The following is a 19975-nucleotide window of genomic DNA, read 5'->3' on the forward strand; positions in this document are numbered from 1 at the left end:
GCGGCCTCTCTTGATGGCTTGGCGTTTGCTTGATCAGCGTTTACCTCATGGCGGGTGATGCTGGAACCCCTGATATGTTGGCGCTAACATGAGCCCGTCCTTTTTCGACGAAGGGGCGTTGGTGGGCGTGCTGACCACGCAGCCCCTGGATCGTGCGCTGGATTACAAGGCGCCCGAGGGCGGCTGCCATCTGGGGGCCTTTGTCGAGGTGCCGCTGGGCCCGCGCAAGGTGCTGGGCGTAGTTTGGGGACCGGGCAAGGGCGATTACGATTATGCCAAGGTGCGCTCGGTGTTGCGTGTGCTGGATGTGGCCCCGATGCGCGACGAGATGCGTGTGTTTCTGGAAAAGGCGGCGGCCTATACCCTGACCCCCATGCCCGCGATGCTGCGCCTTGCGACCCGCGCGCCGGGGCTGGGCGATCCGCCGTCCATGCGCAAGGTGTACCGGCGGGGGCCTCCGAACCCGACCGCATGACCGATGCCCGCCGTCGGGTGCTGGAGTTTCTGGCCGAGTACGGAGATTTGTCATTTACTTTGAAAGAGTTGGCGGAGTTGTCCGGTGTGACGTCATCCGTCATCAAGGGGTTGGTGAAACAGGGGGCCGTGGCGGAAGAGGACAGCCCCCGCGATCTGCCCTTTGCGCCGTTGGATCCGGAGCGCCCGAGCAAGGAGTTGACCCCCGATCAGGCGCGTGCGGCAAGCCATATTGCTGGCGCAGTCAAGGCGGGGGCCTATGGCACCACATTGCTGCGCGGCGTGACCGGGTCGGGCAAGACCGAGGTTTACCTCGAGGCCGTGGCCGCCTGTCTGCGCGCCGGTCGTCAGGCGCTGGTGCTGCTGCCCGAGATTGCGCTGACGGCCGAGTTTCTGACCCGGGTCGAGGCGCGGTTCGGCGCGCGGCCCGCCGAGTGGCATTCCGGTGCCACCATGACCGAGCGCCGCCGCATCTGGCGCATGGTGGGTCAGGGCCAGGCGCAACTGGTGATCGGGGCGCGGTCGGCCTTGTTCCTGCCCTATCAGAACCTCGGGCTGATCGTCGTCGATGAGGAACACGACACCTCCTACAAGCAGGAAGACGGGGTGCTGTACAATGCGCGCGATATGGCGGTGCTGCACGCCTCGCTGCTGGGGGCGCAGGTGGTTCTGGCCTCGGCCACACCGTCGCTGGAGAGCTGGGCCAATGCCGAGAGCGGCAAGTACACGCGCCTTGATCTGGAGGCACGGTTTGGCCCTGCCGTGATGCCCACGATGAAGACCATCGACATGCGCGCCGAGAAGCTGCCCTCGGATCGCTGGGTGTCGGAGACGCTGAAACGCGCGGTCGAGGCGCGGCTGGAGGCTGGTGAGCAGGCGATGCTGTTCCTGAACCGGCGCGGCTATGCCCCGATCACGCTGTGCCGGGCCTGTGGCCATCAGGTGGGCTGCGATCAGTGTGACGCGCGCATGGTCGAGCATCGTTTCCTGAAACGTCTGATGTGCCATCAATGTGGTGAGACCAAGCCGATGCCGACCGTCTGCCCGTCTTGTGAGGCCGAGGATCGGATGGCCCCTGTCGGCCCCGGGGTGGAGCGGTTGGGCGAGGAGGCGGTGAAGCTGTTTCCCGACGCCCGTGTGGCTGTGCTGAGTTCGGACATGTATGGCAGTGCTCGCGCGCTCAAGGCCGAGATCGAGAGCATCGCGGCGGGTGGAGCGGATGTGGTGATCGGCACGCAGCTGGTCGCAAAGGGCCACAACTTTCCCAACCTGACTTTGGTCGGCGTTATTGATGCCGATCTGGGCCTGCAGGGGTCGGATCTGCGCGCGGCAGAGCGGACTTTTCAACTGATGCGGCAGGTGGCAGGCCGTGCGGGGCGCGCAGAAAAGCCGGGCACGGCGATGTTGCAGACCTTTCAGCCCGAGCACCCGGTCATCCGCGCCATTCTGGCGGGCGACGAGGAAGGGTTCTGGCGCGCCGAAGCCGCCGAGCGGGAGGCGGCCGGTGTGCCGCCCTATGGCCGCATGGCCGGGATCATCCTGAGCGGGCCGGATGTGGCGCAGGTGTTTGATGCGGCCAATGCGCTGGCGCGCAATCCGACCCCCCTGACCCGCATCGGCGCGCAGGTCTTTGGCCCGGCCCCGGCGCCCATCGCGCGGGTGCGCGGGCGGCACCGGGTGCGGTTGCTGGTGAAGGCGGGCAAGGGCGTGGCCCTGCAGGGCGCGATTGCGCAATGGGTGGGGCAGTTGCGCCTGAAGGGTGACTTGCGCCTTGCCGTCGATATCGATCCGCAGAGTTTTTACTGACAGGCGGGGCGCACCACAGGTGCGCCTTACGGGCGACATTTGCATGTGTAAGGCGGAGGTGTCCTCCGCCCTGCCCGACCGATGGGCTGGGCGCAGCAAGCTGCGCCTTACATTGGCAGTGGTGTTGGGGCTTTGCCCCCGTCTTGCGGACCCCCCCATGGTATTTTCAGTCAGAAGAAACGGGCAAGCCGAAGCGGATGGGACCTTTGGCCCGGGTTGCATCCACCGTCTGGCGCCTTTGCGTGACCGCCAGCTGCCCCTCGTCCGCCAGGATCTGGCCGATGCGGCGGATGTCTTGCATCAGGTCGCGCCAGTCATCGCGCAATGCGCGCGCAACCTCGGACGGGCAAATGGTCTTGCCCGCCCCGCGCGCGTGGACCGCGTCGAGGATCGCGGCCCGTATCTGCGCATCATCCATCATCACGGGCCGTGGCCTGGGGCGCACAGGCGCGCTGCCTAGGTCAGTGCCGCCTCGCACCGCCCGCACACGCCGTCATGACTGTGGGTGCCGACATCCGGCAGCACTTTCCAGCAGCGCGCGCATTTGTCACCAGAGGCCTTTTCGAACACCACGCCGATGCCCGCCACTTCGGGCAGGCGGAATGCCTCGGCCGGGGCCGGATCGCTGGTCACGCTGATCTGCGAGGTGATGCAGATATCCTCGAACGGCACGGCGCGCAGGGTTTCGGCAAGCTCCGTGTCCTCCACATGCACCACAGGTGCCGCCTCAAGCGAAGCGCCGATCACCTTTTCCGTGCGCTGAATTTCCAGCGCCGCCGTCACCGCCCGCCGGGCGGCGCGGATGCCGGACCATTTCGCCGCCAGCGCATCATCGCGCCATAAGCCAGGTGTTTCGGGGATGTCGACCAGATGCACCGAACTGCCCTCGCCCGGGAACCGTTCGAGCCAGACCTCTTCCATCGTGAAGACCAGCACCGGTGCCAACCAAGTGGTCAACCTGTGGAACAGGATGTCGAGCACCGTGCGCGCCGAGCGCCGCTGCAATGTATCGCCGTCGCAATAAAGCGCATCCTTGCGGATGTCGAAATAGAAGGCCGAGAGGTCCACAGTCGCAAATGTGAACACAGCCGAGAACACCCGCTGGAAGTCGAAGGCGGCATAACCGTCGCGCACCACCTCGTCGAGTTCCGCGAGGCGGTGCAGCACCCAGCGTTCCAGCTCGGGCATATCTGCGGGGTCCGTGCGATCCGCATCCGTGAAGTCCGCCAGCGAGCCCAGCATATAGCGCATCGTGTTGCGCAGCCGGCGATAGCTGTCGGCGACCCCTTTGAGGATTTCCGGCCCGATCCGCTGATCAGCGGTATAGTCCGTCTGTGCCACCCAGAGCCGCAGGATGTCGGCCCCGTATTGCTTGACCACTTCTTCGGGCACGATGGTGTTGCCGATAGATTTCGACATCTTCATGCCCTTGGCATCGAGCGTAAATCCGTGTGTCACCACATTGCGGAACGGCGCTTGCCCTGTGGTGCCGACAGATTGCAGCAGTGAGGAGTGGAACCAGCCGCGGTGCTGGTCTGTCCCTTCCATATAGACGTCTGCGATGCCGTCCTCTGTCCCGTCCGCGCGGTCGCGCAGGGTGAAGGCGTGGGTGGAGCCGCTATCGAACCACACATCGAGGATATCCGTCACCTGCTCGTAATCATCCGGGTTCACGATCCCTTCGAGGTAGCGCTGTTTGGCCCCTTCCTCGTACCAGGCATCGGCCCCTTCGGCCTCGAACGACGAGGTGATGCGCCGGTTGACCTGCGGGTTGCGCAGCAGGAAGTCGTCATCCGTGGGCAGCGCGCCCTTCTTGGTAAAGCAGGTGAGCGGCACACCCCAGGCGCGCTGGCGCGAGAGCACCCAGTCGGGCCGCGCCTCCATCATCGAATGCAGGCGGTTGCGCCCGGATTTGGGCGTCCAGTTGACGTTGTCGATTTCGGTGAGCGCGCGTTCGCGGATGGTTTTACCGTGCTGATCCAGCCCGTCGCCGACGGGTTTGTCGATGGCTGCGAACCATTGCGGCGTGTTGCGGTAGATCACCGGGGCCTTGGAGCGCCAGGAATGGGGATAGCTGTGCTTGATCTTGCCGCGCGCCAGCAGCCCGCCCACCTCGGCCAGCTTGTCGATGATGGCGGCGTTGGCGTTCCCTTCCTTCCCGTTGGGTTTCAGGATCGCCTTGCCGCCAAAGAACGGCAGGTCGTCGCGGAAACGCCCGTCGGGGTTCACGTTGTAGGTGATCACCTGTTCCAGCATGCCGAGGTCGCGGTAGAGCTCGTATTCCTCAAGCCCGTGGGAGGGGGCGCAGTGGACGAACCCGGTGCCTTCGGTGTCGGTGACAAAGTCGGCGGCGCGGAAGTCGCGGATGTCGTCCCATTCGCCGTTTGCACCTTCGGCCCCGCTGAGCGGGTGGGTCAGCGTGATCTTGGCCAGATCCTCTTGCGTGATGTCGCAGAGGCGGCGGTACATGGTGTCGTCAAGCCGTGCACGGCCCATGACATCCGCGGCCAGATTGTCGGCGAGGATGTAGCGTTCGCCGATGCGGGCCCAGCATTCCACGGGCCGCCCTGTCACTTCGTAGAGGCCATAAGAGATGTCGGGGCCGTATACGACGGCCTTGTTGGATGGCATGGTCCAGGGCGTTGTGGTCCAGATGACCACTTGCGCGCTGTCGAGGGTCATATCCCCCGTGCCGACCACCTTGAACTTCACCCAGATGGTGAAGCTGTCCTTGTCGTGATACTCGACCTCGGCCTCGGCCAGTGCGGTCTGTTCCACGGGCGACCACATCACGGGTTTGGAGCCCTGGTAGAGCGTGCCGTTCATCAGGAACTTCATGAACTCTTCGGCGATCACGCGTTCGGCGTGGAAATCCATGGTCAGGTAGGGCTGATCCCAGTTGCCGGTGATGCCCAGCCGCTTGAATTCCTCGCGCTGGATGTCGACCCAGCCGGCGGCAAAGTCGCGGCATTCGGCGCGGAATTCGTTGATCGGCACGTCGTCCTTGTCGCGCCCCTTCTTGCGGTACTGTTCCTCGATCTTCCATTCGATGGGCAGGCCGTGGCAGTCCCAGCCGGGGATGTAGCGCGCGTCATAGCCCATCATCTGGTGGGAGCGCACGATCATGTCCTTGATCGTCTTGTTCAGGGCGTGGCCGATATGGAGGTGGCCGTTGGCGTAGGGAGGGCCGTCGTGGAGGGTGAACGGCTTCCGCCCTTCCTTCTCGCGCAGGCGGTCATAGACCCCGATCTGCGCCCAACGCTCCAGCCATTCGGGCTCGCGCTTGGGCAGGCCTGCGCGCATGGGAAAGTCGGTCTTGGGCAGGTTCAGGGTGTGTTTGTATTCGGGGGTGTCGGCGCACATGGGTGGCGTCCTTTGTCGGTCGGTCTTTTTGGTCAATGGCATGGTGCGGTGCGAGTGGTCTCAAGCACCTTTACCCGGCGGCTCGAAGGTCTGTCAGAGCGCCGGGGACATAATTCGCTGAATGATGATCACATGCATCATGGCCGCCTTATAGGCGCGGGTTTCGGAGCCGTCCAGTGGGCCAAGATGCCTCATTTTCGCCAGATGGGGCATGTCTAAGGTGACGCATGGGGGCGTCAGATCGGGGCAGGACATGAAGATTGCAATTGCAGGGGCCGGGATCGGCGGGTTGGCGGCGGCAATCCTTCTGCGCGCGCGCGGGGCCGAGATCACCCTGTTCGATCAGTTTGCAGCCCCCGAACCCGTGGGATCGGGGCTTGTCATCCAACCTGTCGGACAAGCCGTGCTGGGGGCCTGCGGCGTGCTGGACACCGTCATGGCGACGGGCAACCGCGTGCACCGGATGCTGGGCCACGAGGCACAAAGCGGGCGGCGGGTGCTGGATGTCTGGTATGATCGCCGCGATGGCCAGCGGGTCGGGCTGGCCGTGCATCGCAACGCGCTGTTTCAGGCGCTGTGGGACGGGGCCGTGGCCGCAGGGGTCACGTTGCAGCTGGGCACGGCCGTGTCCGGCGCGGAGGACGGCGTGCTGGAGTTGAAGGACGGCACCAGGGTCGACGGGTTCGACCTGATCATCGACGCTTTGGGGGCCAAATCCCCCCTGACCCCGCTGCGGTCCAAGGACCTGCCCTATGGCGCGCTCTGGGCCAATGTGGATTGGCCTGCGGACACCGATCTGCCGATGGATGAGTTGCGCCAGACATACCGAAAGGCCAGCAACATGCTGGGCGTTCTGCCAATCGGAACACCGCCCGGTGCAGCGGGTCCGATGGCCGCGATCTTCTGGTCCCTGCCCCGGGACGGGTACGCGGCGTGGCGCAGTGCCGGGCTGGAGGCTTGGCGCGCGGATGCCGCAACCCTGTGGCCGGAATTTGCGCCCTTTGTCGCGCAAATCACCGACCCCGATCAGATGACCATGGCCCGCTATGCGCACGGAACGCTCGAAATTCCCTATGAGCGTGGCGTTGTCCACATCGGGGATGCGGCGCACAAGGCCAGCCCTCAATTGGGTCAGGGCGCGAACATGGCCCTGCTGGATGCCTATGCGCTGGCCCGCGCGCTGGAGGTCAACGGCCCTCGGGACGCCCTGCCCGCCTATGCCAAGGCGCGGCGCTGGCATGTGCGGGCCTATCAGGGGATGAGTTGGGCGTTCACGCCGCAATACCAGTCCGACAGCCGCTGGCTGCCTGTCTTGCGCGATCAGGTGCTGTTTCCCCTGTCGATGATCCCACCCGTGCCGCGCATTCTATCTCACCTTGTTTGTGGCACTTTGCTGCCTGCCTTTGCCAAGGGCGATCCGCTGCGCTAGCCCTCGGCGGCGGCCTTGCCCTGTGCCCAGCGGTTGAGCCAGGCCAGCGCGGCCAGCGACAGGCCCAGCACCACCAGCGAGAGCACGCGCGTCAGCCCGTCGAGCCCGGAGATGTCGATCAGGAACACCTTGGCCACCGCCAGCCCGATCACCACGAGGCCAGCGCGCCGCAAGGGCACGGAGTTGCGCGCCAGCGACTGGTAGAACAGAGCCGCCCCAGCAATCAGCAATGCAACAGTGTAGCTGTAGAGTTCGCCTTGCAGGAAGCCGTCCGACAGCTCCATCCCGTCTGGCCCCTGCCACAGATGGCGCAGCGCCATAAATGCCCAGAACACGGCCAGTGCCGCCGCAGCGCCGCCAAAGGCGCGGCGCACAATGGGGTGGCGCAGGCGGTAGGCGGCCAGCGCCAGCACGGCGGCGGGCAGCAGATAAGCAACCAGCAAGGTGTTGAGCAGCGGTGGCCCCGCCACATCCGGCCCCCAGCCCGTCAGCAAGGGCGAGAGCAAGGTGAGCGCCACGGCCAGCGCGCCGAACCCGATCAGGCCAAAGACAGCCGCCAGTGCCATACGCACCCAGTTCAGCAGCCCGCTCAACCGCTCGAGCCGTACCAGTTGCGCCAGCATCAGGCCCAGCCAGATCACGGCATACAGGCCAAAGCCCCAGTGCGAGAACGTCCCGTCCTCGCCCAGCAGCGCATCCAGTGCACGGAACAGCAAGAGTGAGACCAGCACGCCGCCCGTCGACCACGCGGCGGTGTCCAGCATCAGTTGCGCGGTGGGGCGCCCCTTGCCGCGCAGCGCCCAGAGGCTGGCGCAGAACGCGCCCAGCGCTCCGGCATAGGCCAACAGCATTTCCCAGAGCGGCGCATCCAGCGCCCAGCCGAGCCCCGGATCAGCGATCAGGCGGGTGCCCACGGCCGCGACCCCGATGGTGATGAAGATCTGCATCAGCGGCAGATCAAAGCGCCGGTCGAGAAGGGCCGCCACCAGCACCGTCACAGCCAGCGCCACGGTCAGCGCGGCCAGCGACAGGATCAGCACGAGGCCAAAGGTGATTGCGGCCAGCGCCGACAGCACAAAGAGCGAGGCGCGCGTCTTGTCCGCCTTGTCCGCCTGAGCAAAGCGCAGGGCAAGTCCCACCATCACTGCCGCCATGACCATGGCGTGCAGGGCCCAGGGGTAGGCGCCGATCACCTTGGCCGGGGCCCATGTCACCTCGAGCGCCACGGCCATGACCGGCGCGATCAGTGCGGCGGCAATTGTCCAGGCCAGCGTTGCCCCGTCCCGCATGGCGCGCCCCGCAGCCATCAGGCTGAGGCCCAGCCCGATGCCCCAGAGCACGCTCACCGCGATGGGAAAATTGGCCTCGGGGTTCTGGGCGTAGGCATCGGCAAAGGCACGGACAACCGGCCCGCCCTGCACGCCCTCGAGCACCACGCTGACGCCCAGCGCTAGTGCGGGCAGAATGGCGAGGTCCTGTAAGGCGCGCGCCGAGACCGACCAGAGCGCAAGGGCCGCCGTCAGGATCACGAGGCTGAGGATCGCCATCCAGAACTGCTCTGTCCCGATCACGCTGGTCCAAGCCAGCCCGATCGAGGCAAGCGCCACCGAGGCCGCTGCCAGATATGTGGGAAAGCCGGGGCGGTCGCCCTTGATCCGCACCACCCACCGGGACAGCATGACGCCCCCATGATCGGGCCAGAACGACCGGGCCGGGATCAGGATCGCAAGCACGGCCATCACCATCACATGCGCCTGAAAGCCGAGCGTCAGATCGACCCCTCCGCCCTGCACGACCGCCCAGCCTGCGGCAAAGCCGAGGCCGACGCTGAGTGCGGACACCCAGGCCCAGCGGCGCAGCGTGTCGATGCCGAGGCCCAGCGCGGTGATCACCGCGAAGTAGAGGTAAAGCCACGCGCTTGCGGGCACGGTCGTGCTGACCAGAAACGGCGCTGCGAACGCGCCCACAACCCCGATGGTCGCCAGCAGCGGGCCGTGCAGCCAGCCAAGCACGACGCCGATCACGCCGACTGCGGCCATGCCGATAAAGGCGGCCTCGGGCCCGACCAGATCATAAAGCAGGTGCGCCGCCGCCACGCCCCCGAACAGGGACACGAGCCCCGCCCCGGAAAAGACCGACGGCAGGTAGGCGGTGCTGTGCTCCGGCGTGTCGCCGAACCGGCGGCGGATCACCTCGCCCCCCACGATCAGCGCGCCGCCAAAGCCCAGCGCTGCCAAGACCCGCGCCGTGGGCGGGAACAGGCCGTTTTCTACCCCGTATTGCACGAGGAACAGACCGGCCAGCGCGAGGGACACGGCAGAGACCGCGTAGAACCAGTTGGCCATCAACCACGGGATCAGGCGTGCCAGTGCAGAGGGTTCGGCAGGGGGCGCCTTCGCCACCTCTGCCTGTCGATTTGCAATCACGCGCGCAGCAGCGGGCGCGGGCTTGGGCGTCTCTTTCGGCTTTGCCTCTGCCTGCGTTTGCCAGGGGGCGTCCTTGGCCGGTGGAGCCTTGGCGGGCTCTGCTGTGGGGGTCGGCCCGCTGCGCAATTGGGCAAGCTCGCTCTCCAGCGTGGAGACCCTGGTGCGCAGGCCGGATTGAGAGACCAGCAGGTAGATCACGGCAACGGGAATGGCCAGAACCACCACACCCAAGAGCACCAACATCGCTTCCATCGCCTGTCTCCCTACTCTGCAGGTAACTTAGTTGCGCGGAGGCACCGGTAAAAGGCAAGGTATTCCAGACCCTTGCGGGAATGAGCGGAGATTGGAGCAAGACAGGAGGCGCACCTCCGCACACTCCGGCGCAGTTTTCTGACGCAGATGAAGGCGCGGAACGTCGCGGAAACCGTGTCGGTTTCCTGCCGGTCTTTGCATCAAAGACCGCAGCGCCTAGCTGTTGATGTGGTTCCAGACGGCGGACATCACAACCGACCCTTCGCCCACGGAACTGGCCACCCGCTTGACCGATCCCGCACGCACGTCGCCCACGGCGAATATGCCCGGACGCGAGGTTTCATAGGCGTCCCGCCCGCCCACATCGCGACCCGTGCGCACAAATCCCCGGTCATCGAGTTCGACCAGCCCTGACAGCCACTCGGTGTTGGGGGCGGCCCCGACCATGACGAACAGCGCCTTGGTGTTGATCTGCCAGTCCTGCCCGCCCTTGCGATCCCGCACCGTGATCGCCGTCAGGGTGGTGTCGCCGTGCAGTTCCTTGACCTCGGTGCACAGGTGGATCGTGATCCTTGGATGGCTTTCCAGCCGTTGCAGCAGGTAATCCGACATCGACGCCGCCAGCCCCTCGCCACGCACCAGCACGTGCACATGTTTGGCAGTGCGGGTGAGAAACATGGCCGCCTGACCGGCCGAGTTGCCCCCGCCGATGATCGCGACCTCGGTATCGCGGCAATAGCGCGCCTCGACATCTGTTGCGGCATAGTAGACGCCCGAACCCTCGAGCGCTTCGAGGTTGTCGAGCGGCAGGCGGCGGTACTGCACGCCTGTGGCCACGACCAGGGCCTTGGCCGACACCCAATCCTCGGTATCGAGCTGGATGTGAAACAGGTGCTTTTCGCATTGTTCGAGGTGCTGCGCACGCACAGGCACGGCAAATCGTGTGCCGAACTTCATCGCCTGCACTTCGCCCCGCCCCACGAGGTCGCCGCCCGAGATGCCGGTGGGAAAGCCCATGTAGTTCTCGATCCGGGAGGAGGTGCCCGCCTGCCCGCCGATGGCCAGATCCTCGAGCACGACGGCGCAGAGCCCTTCGGCCCCGGCATAGACGCCCGCAGCGACACCCGCCGGGCCGCCGCCCACGATGGCCACGTCATAGACGTCTTCCTTGCGCAGCGCCATGTCGAGGCCCAGCGTCTGCGCCACGCCGCGCGGGGTGGGCGGGTCGATCACCTGATGCTTGGCAAAGACGACAGCCGGATGGGCGCGGTTGATACTGCATTGGGCGGCCAGATCGTTGCCTTCGCTGCTGTCGAGCCCAACCTCGACAAAAGGGATGCGGTTGCGCGCGGCAAAGCTGGCGATGCGGCGGACATCCCGGTCGACCTCGCCCCCGATCAGGGTCAAGCCACCCTCGGACAGATCCAGCATCCTGCGACGGCGCGCGGCAAACACGGTGATGATGATATCGGACATCTCCGGCATGTCGGACATGAGTTTCAGCATGTCATCGCGGCGTACGCAGAGCAGTTGCGTGTCCTGCACCGCCCGCGCGCCCATGAACGCCCGCCCGCCAGTGAGAAAGGCCAGTTCGCCAAAGAACTGCCCCGGCCCCAGCGTGGCATTGCCATAACGTTTGCCGGTGGCCGCATTAACCGCTTCGGTCTCGCCCGAGAGCAGGTAGTGGAACGTGTCGATACGCTCGCCCGCCTTCTGGAACCACTCCCCGGCCTTGACGTCGATGATGGTGCCTACGCGGCGCATGGCGGCGACATGGTCCGGGGTCAGGGGTGTGCGCACCATTGTGGTGAGGTCGGCGGCGAATGTTTCCATCAGATCACTCCTGTGCTTGGTTGCTTTGGCTTTGAAATAGTCCACCCAGCGCCTGTTTCACCAGTCGCCGCGCCTTGGGCCGTTTGCCGGGTGCAAAGGCGAGCGGGCGGCAGACCTCGATCGCGGCGACGCCCACGCGCGCGGTCAGGGCGCCGTTGACCAGCCCCTCGCCAAAGCGGCGCGACAGCTTGCCCAGTATCGAGCCGCCCAATAGCGGTTCCAGCATGTCATCCCCCACGGCCACGGCGCCCGTGGCCACAAGGTGGGTCATCACGGCGCGGGTCAATCGCCAACTGCCCAAAAGGCCCCCGCGCCCGCCATAGACCTCGGCAATCCTGCGGATCATGCGCAGATTCGCGGTGAGGGCCGCCGCGACATCCGCCAGCGCCAGCGGCACCAGCGCCGTGACGGTCGCGACCTGCCGCGCGGCGGCTTCGACTTCACGCTCTGCCGCCTGATCGAGCGGGGACAGAAGCGTGTCATCGGCCAGCGCCAGCAGGCCCGCCGCATCCATCTGATCGCCGCGCAATTCGGCCAGCCGGGCGCGGGCCCAATCGGTATCGGGACGCGCGCGGTACAGCGTATCGAGCCGGTCCACGACCTTGCGCGCAGCACCCAGGTCCTGCGCTTCGAGCGCCTGTGCCGCGCTGTGGCGCAACCCGTCGATCCGCGTGAGGCGGCGCAGGGCCGCGAGTTCGCGCAGCGCCATCACCAGCAGGATCGATACGAACCCAGCGACCAGCGCGGCAAAGGTCCACCCCACAACCGGCGAACGCGCGATCCAACCGTTGATGAAATCCCAGGCCGCCGCGCTGATCACCGCCGTCAGCAGGGCGCCCGTGACGGCCCAGAACAGCCGCGCGATGCGCGATGGTTTGCGCGCAACCACGCGCGCCGCCACCTGAAGCGAGGCGTTGGTCGGGCCTGGCATGCCGGTGTCCGGCACGGGCGGTGCGTCTGCCACGGGTGGGGCCGCTTCATCTTCGATTTCAATCAGAACCGGGCCTTTGGCCATCAGGTACCCTCCCTTTTCCAGAGCAGCCGGATATCGGGCAGGCCCTCGTCATTGCGCGCACCGTCCGTGCGCTCGACCTCGGCAAAGCCGTGTTTGCGATAGAACGCCTGCGCGCGGGTGTTGGCCTGAAAGCTCCACAGATCGAGCGTGTCCGACTGCCCTTGCGCACCCTGCAACAGCGCTGTGCCGCACCCCTGCCCACGGGCCGTAGCGGCAATATAGAGCGCATGAACAAACGCATCGTCCCGCGCGATGAAACCTGTGATCTGGCCATCGCTCTCTGCCACCGTCACCCAGCCCTTGTCGATCATGTGGGCGGCAAAGCCGACATCTTCGGCGCGGGTGTGCAGGCGCGGCATCCAGTCGTTTTCGTCAATGAAGGCGGACAGGATCGCACCTACTTTGCCCGCATCCGTACTGCGGGCTTGGCGCAGGGATGGCGCGCTCACAACCTGTCCCCGAACAGGAACTGCGCGGCGCGGTCGATGCGGATGTGGGGCGGGCCATCGCCCGGGCGCAGGGTCAGCGGCGCGGGGGCAAAGCGCATGACGCGGTAGTCTTCGTCCAGCCAGCTGTCGGCCCCCGCCTTGGCCGGGTTCAGGATGTGGCCCGGATCATCGGGCAGCGCGCCGGGGTAGAAAGCCGCCTGCTTGCCCGTATCGAGCAGCGTGCCGCGCACCACGTCGAGCGGCGCGCCGTCATGGGTCATCGTTTCCTCGGTCGTGGCGCGTAGCGCGGCAATGGCAAGCGCCTGTGTGTCCGCCCCGGCAAAGCGCGCGCGGTCGCGGGCATCGCGGGTCAACGCCTCCATGATCGCGGTCAGCTTGCCGTGCTGGGAGTGGTGCAGGTGGTCGGCCTTGGTCGCGGCGAACAGGATCTTTTCGACCCGTTTTCCGCGGAAAAGCTGGGTCAGGAACGCATTGCGCCCCGGCCGGAAGGCCGACAGGATTTCGGTCATCGCCGCGCGCATGTCTTCGACCGCCGCCGGGCCGGAATGGATCGCGCCCAGCGTGTCGACCAGCACCACCTGCCGGTCGATGCGGGCGAAGTGGTCGCGAAAGAAGGGGCGCACAACGCGGGTCTTGTAGGCCTCGAACCGCCGGGCCATCTCGCGGCGCAGGGATCGGCGGGGGGCATCGCCTGTGGGCAGCGGGGCAAAGGTCAGCACTGGCGAGCCTGCAAGGTCCCCCGGCAGCAGGAAGCGCCCGGGTGTGCAGTCATAGAACCCGGCGGCGCGCGCGGCGTGCAGATAGTCGGTGAAGCTGGCGGCGAGCGCCTTGGCCTGCACCTCGTCCAGTTTGGCGGTGCCATCTATATCCCGCACGGCACGCGCATATTGTTCGCCGACGGCGCGGTTTTGCAGCCGTGTCAGGGTCGCGGCGGACCAGTCGTCATAGGTTTGATCCAGCAGCCCGAGATCGAGCAGCCATTCCCCCGGGTAGTCGATGATGTCGAGGTGGATCGTGCGCGGCCCCTGCAGACCTGCCAGCAATCCGTTGGGTTTGACGCGCAGTGACACGCGCAGCTCGCTCACCGCGCGGGTGCTGTCGGGCCAGCTGGGCGGCTGTCCGGTCAGCGCGCCGATATGCGCCTCGTAGTCAAAGCGCGGCACGGTGTCATCGGGCTGGGGTTGCAGGTAAGCAGCAGCAATGCGCCCCTCGCTCGCCGCCAGCAGGTGCGGCATGCGCCCCCGGTCCAGCAGGTTGGCCACAAGCGAGGTGATGAACACCGTCTTGCCCGACCGCGCCAGACCCGTGACGCCCAGCCGGATCGTGGGTTCGCCCAGCAGGTCCGCGCCGGTGTCATAAATGCCCTGGGTGACGTTGAGTACCCCGTCGGCGAGTGTTGTCAGAACCACGAGGGGCCTCTTTCCTTGAATGGGTGCAACATAGGGTGGGCGGCGGTGCTGTACCATAGGCGTGCGCGCGGGCTGTGGGTGCGGGAGCCTCCGGCGGGGATTTTTGGAACAGAGAAGAGACCCGTTGCGCGGCACCCTGAGCGTTGCCCCGGCTGCGCTTTGGCGCTAGGAGCGGCCGCATGCCGCGCTATGCACTGAAAATCGAGTATCACGGGGGCCCCTTCGTTGGTTGGCAACGCCAGACCGCGCAGGTGTCGGTACAGGGCGTGATCGAGGCGGCCCTGGCCAAGCTGGAGCCCCGTGTCCACAAGATCGCCGCCGCCGGGCGCACCGATGCGGGCGTGCACGCGCTGGCCCAGGTCGCCCATTGCGATATGGAGCGTGACTGGGACCCCTTCCGCCTGTCCGAAGCGCTGAACTATCATCTGCGCCCCAACCCGGTCGCCATTCTGGCCTGCGCCCGCGTGGCGGGTGACTGGCACGCCCGGTTTTCGGCGCGCGAGCGGCGCTATCTGTTCCGCATTTTGATGCGGCGTGCCCCTGCGACCCATCTCAAGGGGTTGGTGTGGCGGGTGAACCAAAACCTCGACGTTGCCGCCATGCAGGCCGGTGCGGCGCATCTGATCGGAAAGCATGACTTTACCACCTTTCGCTCGACCATTTGTCAGGCGGACAGCCCGGTCAAAACGCTGGATGTTCTGGATGTGACCCGCGTCGATGGACCTTACGGCCCCGAAGTACAGTTCGACGTGCGTGCGCGGTCATTCCTGCACAACCAGGTGCGCAGCTTTGTCGGATCGCTCGAACGTGTCGGGGCGGGATCCTGGCAACCGGGGGATGTTGCGGCAGCGCTTGCGGCGCGGGATCGTGCGGCCTGTGGCCCTGTCAGCCCGCCGACCGGGCTGTATCTGGCAGGTGTCGGATACCCGGACGACCCGTTCGCGGGGGGCTAGTCAAGCTCCATCAGTCCGGCCCCGGCACCACTGGCGCGCGACGTTGCACTGTCGGGCACATAGGTGCGGGCGGCCAGACCTTTCAGTTGCGTGGCCAGTGCGCCGCTGACTTCGATCCGCGTGGGGCGTGAGCGGCTGCTGGGCGCAGCAAGGGTAAGCTGCGCCGTAATCTCGTGCCCTGACACGGTGATGTCTGCCTGACAGGGCAAGCCGCTGAGCCAGCTGACCAGCAGGGCGCGGTGGCCGCTGTCGGGTTCCCGCACCGACACGCTGCGTTGGTTGATCGACGCTGTTTCCACCATCTCTTCGACCCGGTGCGCAAGTCTGAGGATCGTGTGCGGCGCATCGAGCGCGTTTGCAATCGGCCCCTCGCCGCCGCCATCGGCAAGGTGACGGGCCAGCATCGCACCAAAGGCGAGCGCCTGCGCCGGGGGCACACCGGCCCCTGTCGCCGCCTTGACGCTGAGCGCCTGTAGTTCCGTCCACGACCAGTCCATCATCCCAACACCGGCAGCCACCAATCATCCGCATCACGCGACAGATCGTCCGCCAAAGGGGCACCCTGGGCCAGAGTGATCCGGGTCCACAGGTCCGACTTTGGATCGAACTTGGTCGCACCAAAGAAGCTGAGCTTGCAGCGCAGCATATCAATGGGGCGACACGTCGCAGCAATGAGGTTGTCGCGGATTTCCGAATAGGGGTAGCGGGCGAGGATCGCGACACGATTGGCAGCATGGGCGTGTTCGGGATAGGCCGCCAGGAACGCGGCAACAGACTGGCCCGTGTCCGGCAGGTCGGCATGCAGCGCTGCGACCCTGCGGGCGATATCAAGCGGGGTTTCCAGCTCGGCCCCCGGTTCGGCAAAGCGGTCGCCAAGGCGCGGTTCCAGCTTGGCCTCGCTCACATACCAGAACCGGCGGCAGTGATCGGGATCGCCGTAGTCCTGCGCCAGCGCCCAATCCCAATCCTGTGCGATGGCGGCGCGCAGCGCATCGGTGCCGCTGAAGGGTGCGACCAGTGGGCCAAAGGGATCGCCCATGCAGTCGGTCAAGCCGTCGACCTGTTCGGGAAAGGCTTCGATCAGCAGGGCGGCGAGCAGTTCCTGCAACGCAAGGCTTTCGGTCTGGGCGGCCTGCCACAGGGTTTCGATGGGGTCGGTGCCATGCATGTCGTCGAGGTGTTTGGCAAAGCGCACCCAGTCCTGTTCCAACTGGCGCAGCGTAGCATCGTGATCGGGGGCGGGCACATGCCATTCGGCCAGATGCGCCGCTGCCCGCTGCGCCAGGGCGCCAAGGCGGGCGCGCTGCGCATCGCTGATCTCGGCCACTGCGCGCACCCGCGACAGCGCTGTTTCGCGCGCAATGACCCAATTGTTCAACAGCACCGGATGCGTCACCAGAAACGGGGCCATGCCCAGGCCGGTCGCATTGCCGATGCCCAGATGGCGGGCCAGGCGGCGGTCGAGGCGGGCACCGCCCACGTGCTGCACAAGGTCCAGCGTGAAATGGCGGATCAGGTAGACGGCCAGCATCTCGGCGGCAAAGGGGCCGTTCATGCCCGGACGATCCGCGATCAGATGGCGGTCGGCAATCCCGAACTTGCCGTTGCCATAGACGGCCGTGGTGCGCATCAGGTAGCCGATGTCGCGGATCATGTGCGCGTCGGGCTGGTTGCCCGATTTCAGGGCCGCGACAGTCGCCTCCCACATGCGCACCGACTTATTGGCACGGCTGAGCACGAGGTCGCGCGGATCGAACCGCCCTGCCTCCTGTTTGGGGGCCTGTTCGGCGATCCGGTCGATGTCACCCTGGGCCGGCACGCCGTCAAACAACACAAAGGCCGCGTCCCACGCCGTGGCGATCACCCGGTCGCTGCGCTGGTCATCGGGCAGGTCATTGGAAATCGCGACAAGGGAATAGGTGTGGCCCGCAAAGGGGATGGAGTAGACTGCACGCCCATGCCCGGCCTCGGACATCTGCCAATGCGTGCGCGTGATCTGCGCGCCTTCCGTGCACAGCCTGCGGATCAGAGTGCGCAGAAAACTGAGGCGGGTGGGCATCATCGCGCCCATGCGCGCAAGGCGCATGACCTCATGAGGCGGGCGCAAGGCCGCTGTCTGGGGCGCGAGGTCTTTCATGGGCCGCAATTAGGGGCGGATCGGATGCGCGATGCAAGCGTTTTCCGACGCGAAAAACGGTTGGACAGCGCCGCGCTTTCTTTTTGGCGCGACGCTGTGAGTTGCGCGCCGGTTTCTGCGTCAGAAACCAGCCGGAGACCGTGTCGGTCTCCGCCCGGCCTACATGGGGCGCTGGGTGTACTTCTTGAGCTCCGCCCGGGCCACCTGGCGGCGATGCACGGCGTCCGGCCCATCCGCCAGCCGCAGGGTGCGCTGGTGCGTCCACGCATTGGCCAGCGGTGTGTCCTGGCTGATGCCCTGCCCTCCATGCATCTGCACGGCCTCGTCAATGACCTTGAGCGAGACACGCGGCGCGACCACCTTGATCTGACTGATCCACGGGGCGGCGGCCCGCGCATCGCCCTGATCCATCATCCACGCGGCCTTGAGACACAAAAGCCGCGCCATTTCGATATCCATCCGCGCCTCGGCGATGATGTCGTAATTCGCACCCAATTGGGCCAGCGGCTTGCCGAATGCTTCCTTGGACAGCGAACGCTTGCACATCAACTCAAGCGCCGCCTCGGCCTGGCCGATGGCGCGCATGCAATGGTGGATACGTCCCGGCCCAAGGCGGCCCTGGGAAATCTCGAACCCCCGCCCCTCGCCCAGCAGCAGGTTTTCGGCGGGCACGCGCACATCCGTGAACCGGATGTGCATGTGGCCGTGCGGGGCGTCGTCATGGCCATAGACCAGCATGGGGCGCAGCACTTCGATGCCCTCTGTCCCCGCGGGCACAACGATCATCGACTGGCGCTTGTGCTTGGGCAGGTCATCGCCGCCGGTCTTCACCATCACGATGTAGACTTTGCAGCGCGGATCCCCTGCGCCGGAGGCCCAGTATTTCTCGCCATTCAGCACATAGTGATCGCCGTCCCGCACGCAGGACATCGAGATATTGGTGGCATCTGACGAGGCCACATCGGGCTCGGTCATCAGGTAAGCCGAGCGGATCTGTCCCTCGAGCAGGGGCGCCAGCCAGTCCGATTTCATCTGCTCGGTGCCGTAGCGCTCGAACACCTCCATGTTGCCGGTGTCGGGTGCAGAGCAGTTGAACACCTCGGCCCCGAGCGGCGTTTTCCCCATCTCTTCGGCAAAGTGGGCATACTCGACGGTGGTCAGCCCAAAGCCCTTGTCGCTGTCGGTGAGCCAGAAGTTCCACAGGCCCGCCGCCTTGGCCTTGGCTTTGAGGCTTTCGAGTATTTCGGTTTGGCGGTCGGTGTATTGCCAGCGATCGCCCTTGGCGACTTCGGCGGCATATTCATCTTCCAGGGGCATGATCTCATCCCGGATCATGGCAGACACACGGTCCAGCAACTCGCGGTTTTCGGGGCGCAGCGTAAAAGACATATCCATGATGGTGATCCTCCCTGTTTGGCGGCAGGGTGGCGGATCGTGCAGCGGGTGTCCACCGCGCCCTCGCGTGACGCGGGGACATTTTCTGACACAGAAAATGTCCCGATTTCCTGTTTCAGGAAATCGCGCCCCTGTCAGGCCGCGCGCAGACCGAGGATATCGCGCGCTTGCGTCGGCGTTGCCACGGGCCGCTCGTATTCCGCACATACATCAACCAGCCTGCGCACAAGGGCCGCGTTCGACGGGGCCAGCGTGGTCTTGTCCAGACGCACATTGTCTTCGAGTCCCGTGCGTGCGTGCCCGCCTGCCGCCACAGCCCAGTCGTTCAGCACGATCTGGTTCGCGCCGATCCCCGCCGCGCACCACGGTGCACCGGGAAACAGGCGTGCCACGGTTTGCACATAGAAATCAAAGACATGCCGATCCGCAGGCATCGCATTCTTCACCCCCATCACAAATTGAATGTAAGGCGTGTCCGCGATCTGGCCCTTGGCATGCATCTCGGCGGCCCGCAGGATGTGGCTGAGGTCGAACGCCTCGATCTCGGGCTTGACCCCGTGGGTCACCATCTCTGCCGCCAGCCAGTCCACAAGGTCCGGCGGGTTCTCATAGACCCGCGTGGGAAAGTTGTTGGAGCCGACAGACAGGGACGCCATATCGGGTTTCAACGGCAACATCCCGCCGCGTGTCCTGCCCGCGCCCGACCGTCCGCCCGTCGAGAACTGGATGATCATGCCGGGGCAGTGGGTTTCCAACCCCTCCTTCAGCCGCGCGAACTTGCCGGGATCGGAACTGGGGCTTTCGTCATCATTGCGCACATGGGCGTGGCAGATAGCGGCCCCCGCCTCGAACGCGGCATGTGTGCTTTCCACCTGCTCGCTCACAGAAATCGGCACAGCCGGGTTGTCGGCCTTGCGCGGGACCGAGCCTGTGATGGCGACGCAGATGATGCAGGGATCGGACATGGGGGCCTCGTTTCAGGTGGCAATGAGATATCGTTCCGCAAAGCGCTCCAAAGGTCCAGTGCATCTGCG

At 65.9% G+C, this 19975-nt stretch carries 13 protein-coding genes and 1 pseudogene; 3 read left to right on the forward strand and 11 right to left on the reverse strand.

The window, feature by feature from the left end; all coding sequences use genetic code 11:
* Window positions 1-88 precede the first annotated feature (88 nt).
* A pseudogene (locus tag ACMHLQ_RS05860) lies at window positions 89-2280 on the forward strand (primosomal protein N').
* A gap of 166 nt (window positions 2281-2446) precedes the next feature.
* Here the strand turns inward: ACMHLQ_RS05860 and ACMHLQ_RS05865 are convergent.
* Window positions 2447-2701: a DUF3253 domain-containing protein gene (locus ACMHLQ_RS05865; protein ID WP_415405236.1), complete on the reverse strand. Its 255-nt coding sequence runs from the start codon at window positions 2699-2701 to the stop codon at window positions 2447-2449.
* Window positions 2702-2736: 35 nt separating this feature from the next.
* Window positions 2737-5643, reverse strand: coding sequence for an isoleucine--tRNA ligase (gene ileS / locus ACMHLQ_RS05870; RefSeq protein WP_415403857.1), 2907 nt, complete (start codon window positions 5641-5643; stop codon window positions 2737-2739).
* A 253-nt stretch (window positions 5644-5896) separates the two neighbouring features.
* Here ileS and ACMHLQ_RS05875 point away from each other — a divergent pair, with 253 nt between their 5' ends.
* A complete protein-coding gene (locus ACMHLQ_RS05875; RefSeq protein ID WP_415403858.1) occupies window positions 5897-7072 on the forward strand; it encodes an FAD-dependent oxidoreductase in 1176 nt (391 codons plus the stop codon).
* On the opposite strand, the gene ACMHLQ_RS05880 is transcribed toward ACMHLQ_RS05875, so the two are convergent.
* The 5 genes from ACMHLQ_RS05880 to ACMHLQ_RS05900 form a co-directional block, all read right to left on the reverse strand.
* A complete protein-coding gene (locus tag ACMHLQ_RS05880) occupies window positions 7069-9750 on the reverse strand; it encodes a DUF2339 domain-containing protein (RefSeq protein ID WP_415403859.1) in 2682 nt (893 codons plus the stop codon). The genes ACMHLQ_RS05875 and ACMHLQ_RS05880 overlap by 4 nt on opposite strands.
* A 216-nt stretch (window positions 9751-9966) precedes the next feature.
* Complete coding sequence (locus tag ACMHLQ_RS05885; RefSeq protein WP_415403860.1) at window positions 9967-11583, reverse strand: FAD-dependent oxidoreductase; 1617 nt, start codon at window positions 11581-11583, stop codon at window positions 9967-9969.
* A gap of 4 nt (window positions 11584-11587) precedes the next feature.
* Window positions 11588-12598, reverse strand: coding sequence for a YcjF family protein (locus ACMHLQ_RS05890; RefSeq protein WP_415403861.1), 1011 nt, complete (start codon window positions 12596-12598; stop codon window positions 11588-11590).
* A complete protein-coding gene (locus tag ACMHLQ_RS05895; RefSeq protein ID WP_415403862.1) occupies window positions 12598-13047 on the reverse strand; it encodes a GNAT family N-acetyltransferase in 450 nt (149 codons plus the stop codon). Before ACMHLQ_RS05895 ends, ACMHLQ_RS05890 begins: the two co-directional genes overlap by 1 nt.
* On the reverse strand, window positions 13044-14456 hold the full coding sequence (locus tag ACMHLQ_RS05900) for a YcjX family protein (protein WP_415403863.1): 1413 nt from the start codon (window positions 14454-14456) through the stop codon (window positions 13044-13046). The genes ACMHLQ_RS05895 and ACMHLQ_RS05900 overlap by 4 nt, the downstream gene beginning before the upstream one ends.
* Window positions 14457-14635: 179 nt before the next feature.
* Here ACMHLQ_RS05900 and truA point away from each other — a divergent pair, with 179 nt between their 5' ends.
* Window positions 14636-15409, forward strand: a complete 774-nt coding sequence (gene truA / locus ACMHLQ_RS05905) for a tRNA pseudouridine(38-40) synthase TruA (RefSeq protein WP_415403864.1) — start codon at window positions 14636-14638, stop codon at window positions 15407-15409.
* Here the strand turns inward: truA and ACMHLQ_RS05910 are convergent.
* The 4 genes from ACMHLQ_RS05910 to ACMHLQ_RS05925 all read right to left on the reverse strand — a co-directional run bounded on the left by ACMHLQ_RS05910 (window position 15406) and on the right by ACMHLQ_RS05925 (window position 19906).
* Window positions 15406-15927, reverse strand: a complete 522-nt coding sequence (locus ACMHLQ_RS05910) for a hypothetical protein (protein WP_415403865.1) — start codon at window positions 15925-15927, stop codon at window positions 15406-15408. The two genes, truA and ACMHLQ_RS05910, sit on opposite strands and share 4 nt — an antisense overlap.
* Entirely contained in the window at window positions 15906-17546 is a 1641-nt protein-coding gene (locus tag ACMHLQ_RS05915; RefSeq protein ID WP_415403866.1) for a hypothetical protein, read from the reverse strand. Before ACMHLQ_RS05915 ends, ACMHLQ_RS05910 begins: the two co-directional genes overlap by 22 nt.
* Before the next feature lie 159 nt (window positions 17547-17705).
* Window positions 17706-18941, reverse strand: a complete 1236-nt coding sequence (locus ACMHLQ_RS05920) for an acyl-CoA dehydrogenase family protein (protein WP_415403867.1) — start codon at window positions 18939-18941, stop codon at window positions 17706-17708.
* A gap of 134 nt (window positions 18942-19075) precedes the next feature.
* Window positions 19076-19906 carry a 3-keto-5-aminohexanoate cleavage protein gene (locus tag ACMHLQ_RS05925; RefSeq protein ID WP_415403868.1) on the reverse strand — a complete coding sequence of 277 codons (831 nt, stop codon included), beginning with the start codon at window positions 19904-19906 and terminating at the stop codon, window positions 19076-19078.
* Window positions 19907-19975 lie beyond the last annotated feature (69 nt).

Origin of the sequence: Tateyamaria algicola, assembly GCF_047715485.1 — a bacterium.
GTDB lineage: Bacteria > Pseudomonadota > Alphaproteobacteria > Rhodobacterales > Rhodobacteraceae > Tateyamaria.

Excerpts from the sequence above, each read along its gene's own strand:
- ACMHLQ_RS05890 (WP_415403861.1), bottom strand. The coding sequence starts at position 12,598 with ATGGCCAAAGGCCCGGTTCTGATTGAAATCGAAGATGAAGCGGCCCCA.
- truA (WP_415403864.1), top strand. The coding sequence starts at position 14,636 with ATGCCGCGCTATGCACTGAAAATCGAGTATCACGGGGGCCCCTTCGTT.
- ACMHLQ_RS05865 (WP_415405236.1), bottom strand. The coding sequence starts at position 2,701 with ATGATGGATGATGCGCAGATACGGGCCGCGATCCTCGACGCGGTCCAC.
- ACMHLQ_RS05920 (WP_415403867.1), bottom strand. The coding sequence starts at position 18,941 with ATGGATATGTCTTTTACGCTGCGCCCCGAAAACCGCGAGTTGCTGGAC.
- ileS (WP_415403857.1), bottom strand. The coding sequence starts at position 5,643 with ATGTGCGCCGACACCCCCGAATACAAACACACCCTGAACCTGCCCAAG.
- ACMHLQ_RS05875 (WP_415403858.1), top strand. The coding sequence starts at position 5,897 with ATGAAGATTGCAATTGCAGGGGCCGGGATCGGCGGGTTGGCGGCGGCA.
- ACMHLQ_RS05885 (WP_415403860.1), bottom strand. The coding sequence starts at position 11,583 with ATGGAAACATTCGCCGCCGACCTCACCACAATGGTGCGCACACCCCTG.
- ACMHLQ_RS05925 (WP_415403868.1), bottom strand. The coding sequence starts at position 19,906 with ATGTCCGATCCCTGCATCATCTGCGTCGCCATCACAGGCTCGGTCCCG.
- ACMHLQ_RS05880 (WP_415403859.1), bottom strand. The coding sequence starts at position 9,750 with ATGGAAGCGATGTTGGTGCTCTTGGGTGTGGTGGTTCTGGCCATTCCC.
- ACMHLQ_RS05915 (WP_415403866.1), bottom strand. The coding sequence starts at position 17,546 with ATGAAAGACCTCGCGCCCCAGACAGCGGCCTTGCGCCCGCCTCATGAG.